Raw genomic sequence first — 18,220 nt, forward strand, 5'->3', positions numbered from 1 at the left:
CATTCAAGCCGGATTTTCCGGCTGGCGGGAGCGCTTGCGCCCGAAAAACTTCGACGATTCATTTTTCGACAGGAGAACACCATGCCACACTCATCTTTCCGAACCCGCGAATGGCTGTATGCCGCACCGTTATTGTTGGCGATGTCGCCGTTGCCGGCCGAGGAACGCGCCGGTTTATTGAACGGTTTATCGTTGATCAACGATTTGCCCTGGATGAAAGCCGCCGGTTTGCGCGTCCACAGCTGGGCCGATGCCGGTATCGTTTATAACGCCAACGACCCCGGCGACGGCTACAACGGTACCGTGGTGTTTGCAGATCGGGCCAACGAATTCAATCTGCATCAACTCGGCGGCGAATTGATTCGTGATGTGGATACCGCTGGCGACCATTGGGACGTCGGCGGCAAGCTGACCTTGATGTACGGCAGCGACGCCCGCTTCAATACCATCAACCCTTACGGCGGCGGCCATTGGGATAACCGTTTGATCGGTTCCGACGAGCGTTTTTACAAACTCGCGATCCCGAATGCGTACCTGGATATTTTTACGCCGATAGGCAAGGGCCTGACCACGCGCATCGGCCGGTTTTACACGATCATGGGTTACGAGACCGGATTGTCGCCGGATAATTTCTTCTACACCCATCCTTATACCTTTCAATACGGCGAGCCGTTTACCCATTTCGGCATGACCACCACCTATCCGGTCCATCAAAATCTGAGCGTGACACTGGGTGCGGTGACCGGCGGCCACACCAAACTAAACGGCGTGCTGGACGGCAACGGCGCTTGGGACGGGTTCGATAAAAACATGAAAAACTGGAATTTTCTGGGCGGTGCGACCTGGACCAGCGACGATGCGGCAACCTCGTTTACCGCGACGCTGATTACCGGCGACGTCAACAGCAACAACAATTTGCGCGAATTTCAGCGCCAGACCGGTATCAATAAGCGCGACAACCGCACGTTTTACAGTCTGGTTCTCCAACATAACTTTACCGAGCGCTGGCATTACGTGCTGCAGCACGACCACGGCATCGAACAACAACATCCGCTGAACAATTTCGCCGACGCCGAATGGTACGGTATCCATTCGCAATTGAAATACGACGTCACCGATACGGTGGGCGTGGGCCTGCGCGGCGAATGGTTTAGGGATGACGACGGCGTTCGAGTGGGTCAAATGTGCCCCAGTTGTGCGGTGCTGGCGACCGGCCCGGCCAATTATTATGCGGCGACGCTCGGCGTGAACTGGAAACCGGCGAAATGGTTGATGCTGCGGCCGGAAGCGCGTTACGACTGGTCGGAAGGCGTCGATGCTTACGACGAACGGAACAAGGACAGCCAGTTTATTTTTGGTGCCGACGTGGTGGTTACTTTTTAGGGGCTGTTGCCGTTTTTCAAACAACAGCAAAGCAAACGATGCCACGACGGTTGTTTACGGACGAATGTTGGAAGTAATTCAATAAATCTCGTGATTAACCCGGCCCTTAATCACCGTTCGTCCTTTGACGGACAACTCTGGAATAACGGTGTATTAGTGTTGAATAGGGCCGGGTTGATAATTAATCCACCAGCGGCAAAATCAAATAGTCGGTCCATTTGCGGTCGCCATCAGCTTCATCTTCAGTGGGAACCAAGGTTTCATTCCAGCCGCCGCCCAGCGCTTTGACCAATAACACGGACGCCGACAAACGCTGCCCGAGCAATTGCACAGCGGTTTGTTGATTGGATAGCGCCGCGGTTTGCGCCGTTATCACGTTGATGTAGCTGACCGTGCCGGCTTGATATTGATTGTTGGTCAGGGCCAAAGCCTGTTTCGCAGCGGCGACGGCTTTGTCTTGCACTTGGGTTTCTTCATCCAGGATACGCAGCGCGGCCAGATTATCTTCCACCTCTTGAAAACCGGTCAGCACCGTTTGCCGATAGGCGGCGACACTGGCGTCGTAGGCGTCTATCGCCTGCTTATACTGGGCATTCTTGGCACCGCCATCGAACAAGGTCAAAGCCAGGCCGGCCGGTCCCAAGGACCAATAGCGGCGGGCCATCGTGAACAAGGTGTCGGCGGTCGGCGACTGAAAGCCATTGGTCGAGGCCAGATTCAGCGTTGGATAGTAAGCCGCTTTGGCGACGCCGATCTGCGCATTAGCGGCGGCGATTTTACGTTCGGCGGCGGCGATATCCGGGCGGCGCTCCAGTAGTTCCGACGGCAGGCTGACCGGAATGCCCGGCGGTTGCGCGGCTAAAGGAGCCGGTGCCAGTGACAACTCGGCAGGGGTTTTGCCGATCAGCACCGCGATAGCGTGTTCCAGCTTGGCGCGCTGTACGCCCAGGTCGATAGATTGGGCGCGCACGGTTTCCAGTTGCGTTTCCGCTTGCACCACATCGGCCTTGGCCACCACGCCCACGGCATAGCGGTTTTTGGTAATCTCCAGGGTTTTCGCGAAAGCCGTTACCGTTTCATCCAACAAGGCTTTCTGGACGTCCAGGGTTTTCATTTGAAAGTAACTGTCCGCCAACGCCGATTGGCTGGACAGAATCAAGGCATGCAAGGTCGCGGCGCTGGCCTGCGCATTGCTGGTATTGGCTTCCACTTGGCGGCGTACGCTGCCCCATAAATCCGGTTCCCAGGCCACGCCGACCGCCTGGCCGAACAGGTTGCGCACGCCACCCACCGCGACGTTCTGGCCGGTGGCGGCGCGGAAGCGGTTGAAGGTGCCGGTCAATGTCGCCACCGGCAGCAAGGAGGATTGCACCGATTGCACCAGATGCTGGGCTTGCCGGTATTGCGCTTCGGCCTGGATGATGGACTGGTTGGCGGCGGCCACCTGTTCTTCCAGTTCGTTCAGTTTGGGGTCGTTAAAAATCTCCCACCATTTGCCGGGCAAACCGGTATCGCGCGGTTGGGCCTGTTTCCAGCCTTTCACTTCTTTAAACTCTTCGGATACATTGGCTTGCGGACGGACATAATCCGGGCCTACCGTGCAGGCAGCCAACGGCAAAGTCAGTAAGGAAGCAAGCAAAGGTGGGTTTATTCTTAAACGCATGACAATCGGTTTAGATGGAATGTGGCGCCGGGCTGGCGGCGCGGTTGGAAAAACGGCCGTGCAGCCACAGCCGGAACCGGTCGAGGTACAAATAAACGACCGGCGTCGTATACAAAGTCAAAAGCTGGCTGAAAATCAGGCCGCCCACGATGGAAATCCCCAAGGGCTGGCGCAATTCCGCGCCGTAACCGCTGCCCAAGGCCAGCGGCAAAGCACCGAAAAGCGCGGCTAGCGTGGTCATCAGGATGGGCCGGAAGCGCAGCATGCAAGCCTGAAAGATCGCTTCGCGCGAATCCAGGCCGCGCTCGCGCTCGGCCAGCAGCGCAAAGTCTATCATCATGATCGCATTTTTCTTGACGATGCCGATCAGCAAAATCACCCCGATCAAGGCAATGATGCTGAACTCCTTTTCGCAAGCCATTAAGGCCAGCAAGGCGCCGACGCCGGCCGAAGGCAGGGTGGACAGAATCGTCAAGGGATGTATCAGGCTTTCGTAGAGTACGCCCAGCACGATGTAAATGCTGATCAGTGCTGCCAAAACCAGCCAGGGCTGGCTGCGCAAGGCTTCTTGAAACGCCTTGCCGGAACCTTGAAAACTGCCGGTAATGGCGGCCGGCAGGCCGATGTCGCGCAACGCTTGATTTATTGCAACATCGGCAGTGGACATCGATATGCCGGGTTTTAAATTAAACGACAATTCGGTCACCGCAAACTGGCCTTGGTGATGCACCGACAACGGTGCGTTGCTGGGTGCAAAGCCGGCCAGCGCCGACAGAGGTACTTGCTTGGGCTGTGCCGGCGTGCCGTCGGAGCCGGCCCTGCCCGGTGCGCTGATATAGAGTTGTTTCAGGCTATCCGGTGATTGCCAGTATTGCGGCGCCAGTTCCATCACCACCCGGTATTGATTCAACGGGTTATAAATCACCGATACCTGACGTTGCCCGAAAGCGCTGTTCAGGCTGTTGTCGATCAAGGCTTGGCTGACGCCGTATCGCGCGGCCAGATCGCGGTTGACGGTCAGGCCGATTTGTTCGCCCTTGTCCTGCTGGCTGGTGCTGACGTCGCTCAATTCCGGCAGCCGGGCCAGGGCGGCTTGTACCTTGGGCGTCCATTCCCGCAATAGATCCAGATCGTCGGCCTGCAAAGTGTAATCCAGCATGCCAAACGACATACGTCCGCCGATCCGCAGCTCCTGGGCCGGAAACATATGCAAACTAGCGCCGGGAACCCGGCCCGCCGCCTTGCGCAAGCGTTCCATCACCACTTCCACGCCGTCGCGTTGTTCATGCGGAATCAAGGTGATGAAAATCCGGGCGCTGTTACTGCTTTGCGAACTGCCGGCAAAACCGGCGACATTGGCAACCGCCGGATCTTTTTGCAAAATCTCGGAGATTTGCGCGAATTGCTTTTGCAGAGTTTGGAACGAGGTGTTTTGGTCGGTCTGAATCTCGCCCAACAAGCGACCACCGTCTTGGGTCGGGAAGAAGCCTTTATCGATAGCGCCGTACAAATAAATGTTTAAAGTGATGGTCGCCAGTAACAAAGTCAGCATGATGCGGCCATGGCGCAAGGCCCAGCTCAGGCTGACCCGGTAAATATTTTGTATCCAATCGAACGCCGCGCCGATGCCGTGATAGATGGCACCATGCTCCTTCGATTCCTTACCCAGCCAGCGGGCGCACAGCATGGGGGTGGTGGTCAACGAGATCACCAGCGAAACCAGCACCGCCGCCGACAAGGTCACCGCGAATTCCCGAAACAGCCGGCCAGGCACGCCGCCCATCAACAAAATCGGCAGGAACACTGCCACCAGCGACACGCTCATCGCCAACACAGTGAAACCCACTTCCTTGGCAGCCAACAGCGCTGCGCGGAACGGCGCGACGCCTTCCTCGATATGCCGGTTGGTGTTTTCCACCACCACGATCGCATCGTCCACCACAAAGCCGGTGGAGATGGTCAAGGCCATCAAGGTTAGGTTGTTGATACTGAAGCCGCAGAAATACATCACCGCACAAGAGCCCAGCAGCGAGGCCGGCACCGCGACGATGGGCACCGCCGCCGAGCGCGGATTGCGCAGGAACACCAGCACCACCAGAATGACCAATACCACGGCGACGAACAGGCCGTGTTCGACCTCTATGATAGACGCCCGGATCGACAAGGATCTATCCACCACCACCGAGAGCTCAATATTGCTGGGCAAAGCGGCCCGTAAAGCCGGCATCACCGCCAGCACTTGATCGACGGTCTGAATGACGTTGGCCAAGGGTTGTTTGCGGATGATCAACAGCACCGAGGGCTTGCCGTTTTTGGCACCGGTATTGCGCAAATCCTCCACGGAATCGACTGCTTCGCCCAAGTCGGCAATCGTCACCGGCGCGCCATTACGATACGCGACGATCAACGGCAGATATTCCTCGGCCTTGCGGGCCTGGTCGTTGGCTTGAATCTGCCAGCGGGTGCTGGCGCTTTCCAGTACGCCTTTGGGCCGGGTGACATTGGTTTGGGCGATGGTGTTGCGTACGTCTTCCAAGCCAATGCCGTATTTGCTCAGGGCGTTGGGGTTTAGCTCCACACGCACCGCCGGCAAGGCGGCGCCACCGATCTGCACTTGGCCGATGCCGGGGATTTGAGAAATTTTTTGCAGCAAAATCGTCGAGGCAGAATCGTACATCTGACCGCGGGTGAAACTGTCCGAGGTCAGTGCCAGAATCAGAATCGGCGAGTCCGACGGGTTGTCGCGTCGGTAGCTGGGCCGATTGGGCATATTGCTGGGCAGCATGCTGGCGGCGGCGTTGATCGCGGCCTGCACGTCGCGGCAGGCGCCGTCTATGTCGCGGTTTAAATCGAATTGCAAGGTAATCTGCGTAGAGCCTTGGGAACTGCTGGAGGTCATTTCCGTAACCCCGGCGATCCGGCCGAGCGCGCGTTCCAGCGGCGTGGCGACCGTCGCGGCCATCGTCTCGGCGCTGGCACCGGGTATCTGCGCCTGTACCGATACGGTGGGAAAGTCCACTTGCGGCAGCGAGGAAATGGGTAGATTTAAAAACGCCAGCACGCCGCATAAGGCAATGGCTATGGTCAATAAGGTAGTGGCGACCGGGCGGCGGATGAATAATTCGGACAGGTTCATGGTTGGCTTGGGTCCTCTGCCGCTTGTTCCACTTGATTCAGCCCCAGACCGGCGTTAACCTGCCGCGCCAACCTGTCCATGGCCAGATAAATTACCGGCGTGGTGTACAGCGTCAACAATTGGCTGAGCAGTAAGCCGCCGACCATCGTGATACCCAGCGGATGGCGCAACTCGGAGCCGACGCCGCTACCCAACATCAACGGTAGCGCACCCAATAGCGCAGCCAAGGTGGTCATCAAAATCGGCCGAAAGCGTAACAAACAAGCCTGAAAAATCGCCTGTTCGGGCGGCAGATGTTGCTTGCGTTCGGCTTCCAAGGCAAAGTCGATCATCATGATTGCGTTCTTTTTGACGATGCCGATCAACAAAATGATGCCGATGATACCGATGATGCCCAAGTCGCCGCCGGAGACTTGCAAAGCAAGCAAGGCGCCGACGCCGGCTGAGGGCAGGGTGGACAAGATGGTGATAGGGTGAATGTAACTTTCATAGAGCACGCCCAGCACGATATAGACCGTGACGATGGCGGCCAGAATCAGCCACAGCGTGTTGCCCAGCGAGGCCTTGAAGGCTTGCGCGGCGCCCTGGTATTCGCTGCGGATAGCCAGCGGCAATTCGATCTCGGTTTTGGCGGCATCGACGGCGGCGACCGCATCGCCCAGCGCATAGCCGGGCGCCAGATTGAAAGACACTGTTGTTACGGGGAATTGATCCAGATGGCTGATTGCCAGCGTGGTCGGCCGCTCCGAGAGCTCGGCGATGGCCGACAACGGCACTTGCGTGCCATTGGTGGAAGGTATGCGTAATTCGTTCAAGGCTTGCGGACCGGTCTGCTCGGCCGGATCGACTTCCAATACCACCCGGTACTGATTGGCCTGAGTGAAGATGGTCGAGACCAGACGTTGGCCGTAGGCACTGTATAAAGCATTGTCGACCGCTGCAGTGCTGACACCCAGCCGGCTGGCGGTGGCGCGGTCTATCTTCACAAACACCTGGCGGCCCTGGTCCTGCACGTCGCTGACCACATCGGCAAATTCCGGCCGGCCTTGCAAGGCCTCCACCAGCTTGCAGGTCCAGCGGTTCAAATCGTCGATGTCGGCGCCTTCCAGGGTAAATTGGTATTGGGTGCGGCTGACCCGGTTTTCCATCGTCAAATCCTGCACCGGTTGCAGATACAACACGCTGCCGGCCGATTCGGCGAGACGGGCTTTTAAACGGGCGATAATCTCGCTGGCCGATGGGCGTTGCTCGTGCGGCTTTAAGTTGATTAAAAACCGGCCGCTATTGGGCGTGGCGTTGATGCCATCGACACCAATAAACGACGACAGGCTTTCCACGGCCGGATCTGCCAGTATCAGTTTGGCCAGTTTTTGCTGTTGCTCGGCCATGGCTGGAAACGAGACGTTTTGCGGCGCTTCGGAAAAACCCTGAATGATGCCGGTGTCCTGGCTGGGGAAAAAGCCTTTCGGTATCCGGATATACATCGCAGCGGTCAATGCCACGGTGACGAAAAATACCAGCAAGGTCGCGGCTTGCCGTTGCATTACCCAACTCAGGCTGCGGCCGTAGGCCTTGATTAAACGGCCGAACCAGTCGTCGCCGATCTCGTCTTCATTATGGTTGTCGATGCCGGGCCGCAGCAGCTTTGCGCACATCATCGGCGTCAGGGTCAGGGACACCAGCGCCGAAATCAAGATCGCCACCGCCAGCGTAATCGCAAATTCCCGAAACAGCCGGCCCACCACGTCGGACATGAACAGCAGAGGGATCAATACCGCGACCAGCGAAAAAGTCAGCGAGATAATGGTAAAGCCGATCTGCGCCGAACCTTTCAATGCGGCTTGCAACGGCGCTTCGCCGCGCTCGATGTAGCGGGAAATGTTTTCGATGACGACGATGGCATCGTCCACCACAAAGCCGGTGGCGATGGTTAAGGCCATCAGGGTTAAATTGTTGATGCTGAAATCGGCCAGATACATCGCCGCAAAGGTGCCTACTAAAGACAGCGGCACCGCGACGCCGGGGATGATGGTTGCCGGGATATTGCGCAGGAACAGGAAGATCACCATCACTACCAGCGCTACCGCCAGCAATAGCTCGAATTGCACATCATGCACCGAGGCGCGAATGGTGACGGTGCGGTCGGTTAACGCTTTGACGTCTATGCCGGGCGGCAGCGAGGCTTGCAGTTTGGGCAGCAGTTCCAGAATGCTATCCACCACCTCGATCACATTGGCGCCGGGCTGGCGCTGGATGTTGACGATAACGGCCGCATTGTCGTTGGCCCAGGCGGCCAGACGCACGTTCTCGGCACCATCGACCACCTCCGCGACGTCAGCCAGTTTGACCGGCGCGGCATTTTTGTAAGCCACCACCAACTCGCGGTATTCGGCCGGTGAGCGCAATTGATCGTTGCTGTCTATCGTCGCGGCGCTGGTTGGGCCGTTGATCGAGCCTTTGGGTTGATTGACGTTGGCGGCGGCAATCGCGCTGCGCAGGTCTTCCAGGCTGATGCCGTAAGCGGCCAGCGCTTTGTGGTTGGCCTGGATCCGCACCGCCGGCCTTTGGCCGCCGCTGATGCTGACCATGCCGACGCCGGGCAATTGGGCGATTTTTTGCGCCAGCCGGGTATCGACCAAATCCTCTACCTTAAATAAAGGCAACGATTTGGCGCTGACCGCCAGCGTCATGATGGGGGTATCGGCCGGATTCACTTTGCTGTAGATGGGTGCTTGAGGCAAATCGTCGGGTAAAAAGTTGGCGGCGGCGTTGATCGCGGCTTGCACGGTTTGCTCGGCAACGTCCAGGTCCAAATGCAAGTTAAACTGCAAGGTAATCACCGACGCGCCGCCCGAGCTGGTAGAGCTCATTTGCGTCAAGCCGGGCATTTGCCCGAACTGGCGCTCCAGCGGCGCGGTAACGATGGAAGTCATCACTTCCGGACTGGCGCCGGGATACAGGGTGGTGACCTGGATGGTCGGATAATCGACCTGCGGCAGTGCCGAAACCGGCAATAGCCGATAAGCCAGTATGCCCACCAACAATAAAGCCACCATCAACAAGGAGGTGGCTACCGGCCGCAGGATGAATAAACGCGAAGGATTGAAGCCGGCCTTGCCCGGATCGCTAAGACTCATAGCTTATCCGCGCCGCCGGCGTTTGCCGGATTCGTCATTGGGTTTGGGCTGCAACTCGGGTTTGGCAGCAACCGCTTGCCCGTCTTTCTCGGCCACATCCACCACGCCGCCGTCCTTGACCCGGTCTATGCCGGTGAGGATGAGTTGTTCTCCGGGTGCCAGATTATGTTCGATAGCCACTTTTTCGCCCTCGCTGGGGCCGGGTTCGACGCGGCGCAGGTGGGCGATATTCTCGGCATCGACCACGTAGACAAATGCGCCTTGAGTATCGTGCTGCAGGGCGCTGCTGGGTATCTGCGTGACGCCGTGCAAGGTATCCAGATGCATGCGCACGTTAACAAATTGATTGGCAAACAGGGTTTGCTCGAGATTGTCGAATTGCGCCTTCAGCTTAATGGTGCCGGTGGTTGGGTCGATTTGATTGTCCAGCGCGGTAAGTTTGCCTTCGGCCAATTTCAGTTTGCCGCCTCTGTCGTAGGCTTCTATTTTAATGATCTGGCCGCTGCGATAGCGTTTCACCACCTCCGGCAATTTGTCCTCGGGGAGCGTGAACACCACGCTGATCGGTTGTAACTGAGTGATGACGACCAAACCGTTGGCATCGCCGGTTCTGACGATGTTGCCTTGATCCACTTGCCGCAAGCCGACCCGGCCGGAAATTGGCGCGGTTAGCTTGGCATAACCGAGTTGCAATTTGGCGCTATCGATCAGGGCATGATCCATCTCGACATTGCCGCGATATTGTTTGACCTGCGATTCTTGGGTGACGGTTTGTTGGGCGGCAATCGAATCTTGTTCCAGCAGGGTTTGATAGCGGCTCCGGTCCAACTCGGCGTTTTGCAGCAAGGCCTGGTCGCGGGTCAGTTGGCCCTGGGCTTGCTGCAATTGCACCTGAAACGGCCGCGGGTCGATTTCCGCCAGCAAATCGCCGGCCTTGACCATTTGGCCTTCGCTGAACGCCACTTTTACCAGTTCGCCGTCCACGCGCGGTTTGACGGTGACGGTGCGCAGCGCGGTGACGGTGCCGAGCGCGTTCAGATAAACCGGAAAATCGCCGCTGCTGGCTGACTGGGTAGCGACGACCGCAGGAGCATCTGGTTGTTCAAAAAAGCGCAGGCCTTTGCCGCCACCGCGCTCGGCTTTAGTATCCGGGGCGGCTTCGCTGTGCTGAAAATAGACGCCGGCGCCGGCCAGGCTCACCAATAATATCGCGCCGGTCCATAGCCAGGGCCGGCGCTTACTCGACGAGGGTAAATCGGAAATTTGTGGGTTCATGCTTGGATGCGTTTAGGTAAGGTTTGCGAACGGATGGCGCAGATGCCGGCCAGCGAAAAGTCCACCACATGTTCGGCAAAGGCGCCGATGTCGCTCATGTCGCTGGGCAGGGCGCGTTGCGGCCGGGCTTGTTGCATCTGTTTCAGGCGTAGCAATTGAAAGCACTGACCCATGATGCTGGCGTGGCAATATTGCAATTGTTGTTCGCTGGCGTCCTGGCCCAGGCATTCGCGCAGCAAGCCGAACATTTGCTGACGCTGCGGATTGATTTCTTTTTCCAGAATGTCGGCCAGCAAGCGGGTCGGTTGCGCCATTTCCTTATGAATGATGGCAAACGAATAAGATTCGTCGTCGGCCAGACGGCGGATTAGCGATTTGATACGGCCGGCCAGCCGTTGCTCAACCGGAGCCTGCCGAGGCACGCCGCCGTCGGGCGGATGCTGGCCCAATTCCTGGTTGAAGGCATGCCGCCAAGCTTCCAGATATAGGGTTTGCTTGTCGCCAAAATGATAATTCACCGAGGCAATATTGGCTTGGGCCTGCTCGCAAATCTCGGCGATGGTCGCGTCCTGATAGCCTTTCTCGGCAAAGATGCGGCCGGCGGCATTCAACAATCGCTCGCGAGTTTTCTCCGACTTGGTTTTTAGGTCAGTCATGCGCAGTACTGGAACGATGAGAGGATAAATGTGAAATTGCTAATTCAAATACGCATTTAACAAAGCACGCTACATGCCAACTTTGGGAAGGTGGCGTTTTAAAGGGTCTAGCCGCGATTGCGGCGGGGGATTGCTTGAAATTCAGCAGCGATTGGCTGTGGGGTGTTGATGGCGGGGCAGAACCCACTTTTTGCTGAGGCGCCCGCTCAGCGCTCGCCAGCATCGAAAGTTTATTGGGATTTCTAAGTCAGGCCTGTTTGCGCTGAGATTGAGGCGCCGGCATTCAGCCGGTGCCTCAATTGTTGATCTGCTTATCGCGAAGCTTTGGTGATGCCGATGGCTTTACGCAGATCGCCTAAGGTCACCACACGCGGACCGTGCAAGGCAGCAATCTGTCCAACATCCAATTTAAGCCGTTGAACATTTTCATACAGATTCAACGAATAAGGGTTCACAGATGTGGGCGCCGGCGAGTTTGCAGATTGCGGCGTGTAGGCGTCGGCCTCGATCAATATCTTTTCCTTGGGCAAATACACCGCAACGAAGGCGTCGTTGTGGCTATTCTCAGCCAAGGCATGAATTTCAATATTGCGTTTGCCGTCAGAAATGACTTGCTTGCCGGCAAAGCTGAGGAAGTTTGGCGCTTTTTTGGATTTCTCCAGATTGTCGGGGTTAATGCTATGCGGTGCAGCCCAGACTTTCTCGTAATAAGCCTGATTGGGCTGATGGGTGACGATAGTGGCGCCGGCATCCACGAAGGTGCGCAAGCCGCCGCTGTGGTCAAAGTGCGCGTGCGTATTGATAACGTATTTGATCGGCTTGTTGGGGATGGTCTCCTTGAGTTTTTCGATTAGTGCCAAGGAGCGTTCTTCGTTTTGCGGTGCTTCTACCAGCACGATATGGTTAAGCTGTTCGATAGCCACGCTATGGTGAGTACCGCCGGTCAAATAATACACGCCGTCCGCAAGTTTATTGGCTGCGACGATAATGTTCGGTTTCTTGGCGGCTTCGGCAGGTACCGCAATGTCTACTGGCGGGTTGGCTTTTACCGTGGTGACGTGCAAATCCAATATCGGATAGCCGCCTTGCAGGCGCACGATATGGCTGGGAAACAAGCCGCCGTCAAATTCCTTGTAGTCGCTGTATTGGGTTTCCAGCAAGGTGTCGCCAAGTACCGGGTTGTCAATCCAGGTTTTGACCTTGGTTAATTGATGGCGGGCATTCAATGTCCCCTGGTAGCGGTATTTGCCGTCCAAAGTAAAGCTGACTTCGGTGTCGGTGCCTTTGTCTTCAATTTTGGCCTGATGGCGTTGCGCCGCTCTTAAAAATCCTTGTGGCGTGGCCCAGATTTCGGCGGCGCGTTCTTCGCTAGCGGTGGGTTGCGTGGTGATGGTGGGGTTAGTATTGGTCGCGCCGGCAGCGGCCGAGGCAATATTCCAGGCATAAGCGCCGCTGACGTATTGATCAAGCTTTTGCTCGGTGGGTTGCGGCCGATTCCGCCCCGGCTCAATCTCTTGCAAACGGCTGATTTGCACGCGAGCGCTGGCGGTTTCGTAATTGATGTCGGCGGTGTAGTTTTTGACGGCAAACGGCGGCCAGGGCAGGTCGGGATTCGGCGCCTGACCGAATTGGTACCAACGGCCGGTGCCGCTAAATTCGATGGATTTGAGGTTCGTGACGCCCGCGGCATCGCTGGCTAATTGGATGCTGTTTTGCTGCAGCGAACTACAGCCAGTGAAAATAAGCGCGGTTAAACCGGCCGTTCGGTATAGCAATTTGTGCATGTTAACTCCTGTTGGTTTGAAATAGGTGTAGGGTTCGGTGCGGGTCAAAAGATCCTGTTTGCCGCCAATGCCGGCCGGTTGGCCAATGTCGCTACTGGGTTTTTGGCGCTGATTGATTTCAATTGGAGCTGAGCTCAGCAAGAGCTGTGCCGTTTAACGGTAGGCCGCAAACCCGGCGCAACCAGGGGATGGTTTCGGTTGCTGCGAAGGGCGTTATGCTGCTCAACTAGCAACAATTGCTGCTCAGGTGTTTATGCAGAATCAGCTCGGTGTGCTGTGTCGGCCCTGAATATAAAAACAACATGCAGTGCGTCTTACGCATATTGTCTTTATGCCAATATCTGAAATAGACATCGAAATATATCGTTTTTAAAGAGAGTCTGGCGCTCGATAGAATTTCCCTAAGCTTGTCACCCAGGGAAACCTTTTATGTCGTTAGCAAAAATATCATGGGCCTTGTTGGGTTCTTTTACCGCGTTGGCCGTGTGCGTGCCCGCCGCGAATGCCACCAACGGCTATTTTGCCCACAGCTACGGCACCCGGAGTAAAGCCTTGGCCGGGGCCAGTACCGGTTTTGCGCAGGATGCGATTGTCTCGGCGATCAATCCGGCGGGCCTGGCCTATGTGGGTGATCGCCTGGATTTGGAATTTGAACTATTCAGCCCGCATCGTGAATACCGCGTAAACGGCGGCGGCATGTTGGCGACCGGGTCGGTCGAAAGCGACAGCGAGTATTTTCCGGTGCCTACCCTAGGTTGGAGTTACAAATTGGATGCCGAGCAAACCCTTGGTTTAGCCATGTACGGCAATGGCGGTATGAACACCGATTACAAACCATTGGTCAACGGTAATGGCTTGTTTAGCGGCGCGAACGGCACGTTCGGCGCCGGCCGCACCGGTATCGATATGGCGCAGGCGTTTATTGTGGGCACCTATGCGCATTCATTCGCCAAAGGCCGCTACGCATTGGGAATTTCGCCGATTTTTGCGGCGCAGACTTTCAAGGCCAGAGGCTTGGGTACATTCGGTCAGTTCGGTTTTTCCAGTGAACCCGATCATTTATCGGATCAAGGGCGTGATTATTCGTTTGGTGCCGGCTTCCGGGTAGGTGGGTTGGCCGAGTTAACGCCGGGTTTGCGATTGGGTGCGTCTTACAAAAGCCGCATCTATATGTCCAAGTTTGAACGCTATTCCGGCTTATTTGCCCAGGGCGGTGGCTTTGATATTCCGGACAGCTTTAATGTCGGTTTGTCCTGGGACGTTACCAAGGCGCTGACTACCAACTTTGATGTCGAGCATATCCGCTACAGCGAGATTAAATCGGTCGGCAATACCTTTCAGGGCAATTTGCTGGGGCACGCCGACGGCCGAGGTTTTGGCTGGAACGATATGACCATCTATAAAGCCGGGGTGCAGTGGCAGCAAAGCCCGGATTGGATTTGGCGCGGCGGCCTAAGTTATGGGCAGCAACCCATTGAAGGATCCGAGGTGCTGTTTAACCAAAAATGAGAAATCCCCCGGCTCTGCCGGGGAGACAGCAGGAGTTTGACATTTAGAGGAGTCCATCAGGAAACTCGAGAGCGTGAGCCGCCAAGCAAACGCGAGAGGAGAACCTGCTGGACGAGAACGAAAGCTTAAGCCACTCGAAATGGGAGTGCAAATATCACGTTGTGTTTATTCCGAAGTGCCGTCGCCGAACGCTGTATAGGGCGTTGCGCAAGCATTTGGGCGAGGTGTTCCGAAGGCTAGCAAGTCAAAAAGAAAGCCGAATATTGGAAGGGCATTTGATGCCGGATCATGTGCATATGTTGATATCGATTCCGCCGAAATATGCGGTGTCGCAGGTGATTGGCTACATCAAAGGGAAGAGTGCTATTCACTTGGCCCGTGTTTATGGTGAAAAGAAGCAGAACTTTGTCGGTCAACATTTCTGGGCGCGAGGGTATTTTGTTTCAACAGTGGGTCGAGACGAAACGATGATACGGGACTATATCCGGCATCAAGAACAGGAAGACCAACGAATCGAACAAATGAATCTGTGGCAATGAGTCGCCGCCTATCGGCGGCTAATGACAAAGGGCCGCGTTAGCGACCCTATTTACCGCTTTGAGCGGTTCACAACATAAAGCCCCCGGCTTTGCCGGGGGATATTTACTATTCTGGCGCCTGGGGTGCAGGAATGGCACTTGACCGGTGGCTTGAGTCACGCGCTTAGCAAACAGGACGAACTCAGTTTTGCGTTCATGTATTCGCCGCAGAAAACCATCACGGGCCCAAATCCATTGAGTCCGGGCCAATCCATCGATTTGGCGATGAGCCAGTTTTCGCTGCAATTTGGTTGGACGCGGCGGTTTTAATCCATTCAGGGCTCTCCTCCCTCTCAAGCGCCGTCAAGGCGCTTCTTTTTTTTACCGATTGTTACAAAACATGGCGATGACATTTCCTGATCAAGTGGCTTTTCATAGGTATAAAGGCTCAACTACCAGAATGCATGGCTTGTGCTGCCTGATAGTTGTTAAAACAACAGTAGGTCAACAACCGCTGCGCGTGAAGCAGCAGTGTAGAGATGGCTAATTTGCTAAATACTATGTCAAACAAGCACTTGAAAGCTGGCACGTAAGTTGATTTATGAAAGGAATTCAGCATTTATCGAACACCATGTCCAAATCTACCGTTTCCCGACTCGCCAGCACCCGAATTCCCACGGCGTATGGCGACTTTCAACTCTGCTATTACAGCAACACCCTGGATAACAAAGAACATCTGGCGTTTCTGATGGGCAGTGTCAGCGATGCCGACAATGTCTTGGTGCGCATCCACTCCGAATGTTTTACCGGCGACGTGCTGGGTTCCAGACGTTGCGACTGCGGTGAACAACTGGACCGCTCCTTGCAATTGATCGCCAGCCAGGGTGCCGGTGTTTTAGTCTATCTACGCCAGGAAGGCCGCGGCATTGGCCTGTTGCAGAAAATGCGCGCTTACAATCTGCAAGACCAGGGTTACGACACGGTGGACGCCAACCTGCTATTGGGACACGGCGCCGATGAGCGAGATTATTCGTTGGCGGCCCGTATTCTGGAAGAGCTGGGTGTCAAGTCGATACGGCTGATGACCAACAATCCGTTAAAGATTCAAGCTTTGGAAAGCGAGGGCATGCTTGTCAAAGCTCGTATTCCTTTGGAAGCCGCGGTTAATGCTGACAATCAAGGCTATTTGCTGACTAAAGTTAGGCGTATGGATCATCTATTGCAGGTTAAACCTGCCGCTATCAGGGTAAGCGAGCGAGCCGCACATGATTGTGAACCAGCAGATTGAGCGCTGGCTGACCGCCCAACAAGCGTTTTCCGAATCAGCGCAGCGGCCGTTTGTCACGCTAAGTTATGCGCAAAGTTGGGACGGCAGCATTACCACGCGCGCCGGTGAAACCTTGGGCTTGAGCGGTTCCGAGTCGCGGCGTTTAACCCACCAACTCCGTAGTCTGCATGACGGCATCCTGGTCGGTATCGGCACGGTGCTGACCGATGACCCGCAATTAACGGTACGGGAATGGGATGGGCACAACCCGCAACCCATCGTCTTGGATAGCGGCTTACGTACGCCGCCGACCGCTCGCCTCTGCCAGCGCACCGACAAAGAATGTTGGCTGTTAACCTGTTTAAAACCCGACGGGACATTCGGCGGCAACGCCGAAATTATCACTTTAGACGGTGACGACGATGGACGTGTTGATTTGTCGGCAGCGCTGCAACGACTTTGGGAAAAAGGCATCCGCACGCTGATGGTAGAAGGTGGCAGTCAAGTCATCACCGCCTTTTTAAAAGCACAATTGGCGGATGCCTTGGTATTGACCATTGCGCCGACTTTGGTCGGCGGTTACAAGGGCGTCGGCAATCTGGACTTAGGCTGTAAAAGCCAGTTACCGCAAATTCGTCCATTACATTCGCAGATGCTGGGACGAGATTTGATCATGTGGGGCAATCTGCATTACCGGGAGATGGCGGTAGCATGAAGGCCCGCCAGCTTTGGTATACCAAGCCCGGAGAGGTGGAAATCCGCGAGCAGCGCTTGCCGCCGTTGCAGCCTGGGCAAATATTGGTGAAGAGTCTTTGTTCCGCGATAAGCGCCGGCACGGAAATGCTGGTTTATCGGGGACAATTACCCACCGATATTACGCTGGATGCTTCATTGACAGCGTTGCAGCAGCAAAACACTTATCCCTTGCAATATGGTTATGCCTGTGTCGGCCGCGTTGAACAGCTCGGCGCTGGCGTTGATGCGGCCTGGTTAAATAAGCGCGTGTTTTCATTTCAGCCGCACGCCAGCCATTTTATTGCCACGGCAGAGCAACTGATCGTATTGCCGGATGATGTCGAAGCCGAGGCGGCGGTATTTTTAGCCAACATGGAAACAGCCGTTAATCTGGCACTGGACGGTGGTCCGGCGCTGGGGGAGCGGGTGGTGGTTTTAGGGCAGGGCATCGTCGGCTTGTTGCTATCCAGCGTGCTGTCACGTTTTCCGTTGGCGCAATTGCTGGTTTTTGATGAAATCGGCAAACGCCGCAATTACGCTGAGTGGCTGGGGGTGCATCACGCTTTCGATCCAAAGTCAGAAAGCCACATAGCGAAATTGAAAGACACTTTGCGATTGCCGGTCGATTTGTCGGCAACCCCAAATTCCGGCTGCGATTTGATCTTTGAAGTCAGTGGTTCGCCCGAGGCATTGAATCTGGCTATCGAGTTATGCAGCTATTCCGGGCGTATCGTGATCGGCAGTTGGTACGGTAACAAATCCGCTGCTGTGCAACTGGGTGGGGTGGCCCATCGCAATCGAATCAAATTCATCAGCAGCCAAGTCAGCAGCATTGCGCCGGAATTGACGGGGCGCTGGGATAAAACCCGGCGTTTTCAACAGGCTTGGCGGATGATTCGGCAGGTGAAGCCGCAAGCACTGATCAGTCATCGCATTCCCATCGACCAAGCCGCAGACGTTTATAAACTGCTGGATCAAGCGCCGGAACAAGTCTTACAAGCCATTTTTATTTATTAATAGACCATAGCTTTACATGAATTTAGCCCCCTCTCCTCGCGGGAGAGGGCTGGGGTGAGGGGGGATAAAACCCTAGTCTAACCTTCGCCTAAATGACATGTTAGTACCAGAGAACGAACAAGGCATTGGCCGCCAGTAAC

General features: G+C 55.8%; 13 protein-coding genes. 7 read left to right on the forward strand and 6 right to left on the reverse strand.

Annotated elements, in window-relative coordinates; genetic code table 11:
• The first annotated feature begins 81 nt into the window (after positions 1–81).
• Positions 82–1,383 carry a porin gene (locus tag ACR02O_RS12860; RefSeq protein ID WP_494521750.1) on the forward strand — a complete coding sequence of 434 codons (1,302 nt, stop codon included), beginning with the start codon at positions 82–84 and terminating at the stop codon, positions 1,381–1,383.
• Between the two features lie 181 nt (positions 1,384–1,564).
• Here the strand turns inward: ACR02O_RS12860 and ACR02O_RS12865 are convergent, their stop codons facing one another.
• The 6 genes from ACR02O_RS12865 to ACR02O_RS12890 all read right to left on the reverse strand — a co-directional run bounded on the left by ACR02O_RS12865 (position 1,565) and on the right by ACR02O_RS12890 (position 13,034).
• Positions 1,565–3,046 carry an efflux transporter outer membrane subunit gene (locus ACR02O_RS12865; protein ID WP_494521751.1) on the reverse strand — a complete coding sequence of 494 codons (1,482 nt, stop codon included), beginning with the start codon at positions 3,044–3,046 and terminating at the stop codon, positions 1,565–1,567.
• Positions 3,047–3,056: 10 nt separating this feature from the next.
• Complete coding sequence (locus tag ACR02O_RS12870; RefSeq protein WP_494521752.1) at positions 3,057–6,182, reverse strand: efflux RND transporter permease subunit; 3,126 nt, start codon at positions 6,180–6,182, stop codon at positions 3,057–3,059.
• Positions 6,179–9,319, reverse strand: coding sequence for an MdtB/MuxB family multidrug efflux RND transporter permease subunit (locus ACR02O_RS12875; protein WP_494521753.1), 3,141 nt, complete (start codon positions 9,317–9,319; stop codon positions 6,179–6,181). Before ACR02O_RS12875 ends, ACR02O_RS12870 begins: the two co-directional genes overlap by 4 nt.
• 3 nt (positions 9,320–9,322) lie before the next feature.
• Entirely contained in the window at positions 9,323–10,594 is a 1,272-nt protein-coding gene (locus ACR02O_RS12880) for an MdtA/MuxA family multidrug efflux RND transporter periplasmic adaptor subunit (protein ID WP_494521754.1), read from the reverse strand.
• Positions 10,591–11,250: a TetR/AcrR family transcriptional regulator gene (locus ACR02O_RS12885; protein ID WP_494521755.1), complete on the reverse strand. Its 660-nt coding sequence runs from the start codon at positions 11,248–11,250 to the stop codon at positions 10,591–10,593. The genes ACR02O_RS12880 and ACR02O_RS12885 overlap by 4 nt, the downstream gene beginning before the upstream one ends.
• Positions 11,251–11,561: 311 nt before the next feature.
• Positions 11,562–13,034 (reverse strand): MBL fold metallo-hydrolase, encoded by a 1,473-nt coding sequence (locus tag ACR02O_RS12890; protein ID WP_494521756.1) that lies wholly within the window; start codon positions 13,032–13,034, stop codon positions 11,562–11,564.
• Positions 13,035–13,463: 429 nt separating this feature from the next.
• On the opposite strand from ACR02O_RS12890, the gene ACR02O_RS12895 reads away from it, so the two are divergent.
• From ACR02O_RS12895 to ACR02O_RS12920, 6 genes are all read left to right on the forward strand, one after another.
• The gene (locus tag ACR02O_RS12895) at positions 13,464–14,543 is read left to right on the forward strand and encodes an OmpP1/FadL family transporter (protein ID WP_494521757.1); all 1,080 of its coding nucleotides are present in this window, start codon (positions 13,464–13,466) and stop codon (positions 14,541–14,543) included.
• 107 nt (positions 14,544–14,650) lie between these two features.
• A complete protein-coding gene (gene tnpA, locus ACR02O_RS12900) occupies positions 14,651–15,082 on the forward strand; it encodes an IS200/IS605 family transposase (protein WP_494523469.1) in 432 nt (143 codons plus the stop codon).
• A 123-nt stretch (positions 15,083–15,205) separates the two neighbouring features.
• Complete coding sequence (locus tag ACR02O_RS12905) at positions 15,206–15,391, forward strand: hypothetical protein (RefSeq protein ID WP_494521758.1); 186 nt, start codon at positions 15,206–15,208, stop codon at positions 15,389–15,391.
• Between the two features lie 301 nt (positions 15,392–15,692).
• Entirely contained in the window at positions 15,693–16,349 is a 657-nt protein-coding gene (ribA, locus tag ACR02O_RS12910) for a GTP cyclohydrolase II (RefSeq protein ID WP_494521759.1), read from the forward strand.
• Entirely contained in the window at positions 16,327–17,043 is a 717-nt protein-coding gene (locus ACR02O_RS12915) for a RibD family protein (RefSeq protein WP_494521760.1), read from the forward strand. The genes ribA and ACR02O_RS12915 overlap by 23 nt, the downstream gene beginning before the upstream one ends.
• Complete coding sequence (locus ACR02O_RS12920) at positions 17,040–18,080, forward strand: zinc-dependent alcohol dehydrogenase (protein WP_494521761.1); 1,041 nt, start codon at positions 17,040–17,042, stop codon at positions 18,078–18,080. Before ACR02O_RS12915 ends, ACR02O_RS12920 begins: the two co-directional genes overlap by 4 nt.
• Positions 18,081–18,220 lie beyond the last annotated feature (140 nt).

Source organism: Methylomonas sp. PHL2-19, assembly GCF_059331595.1.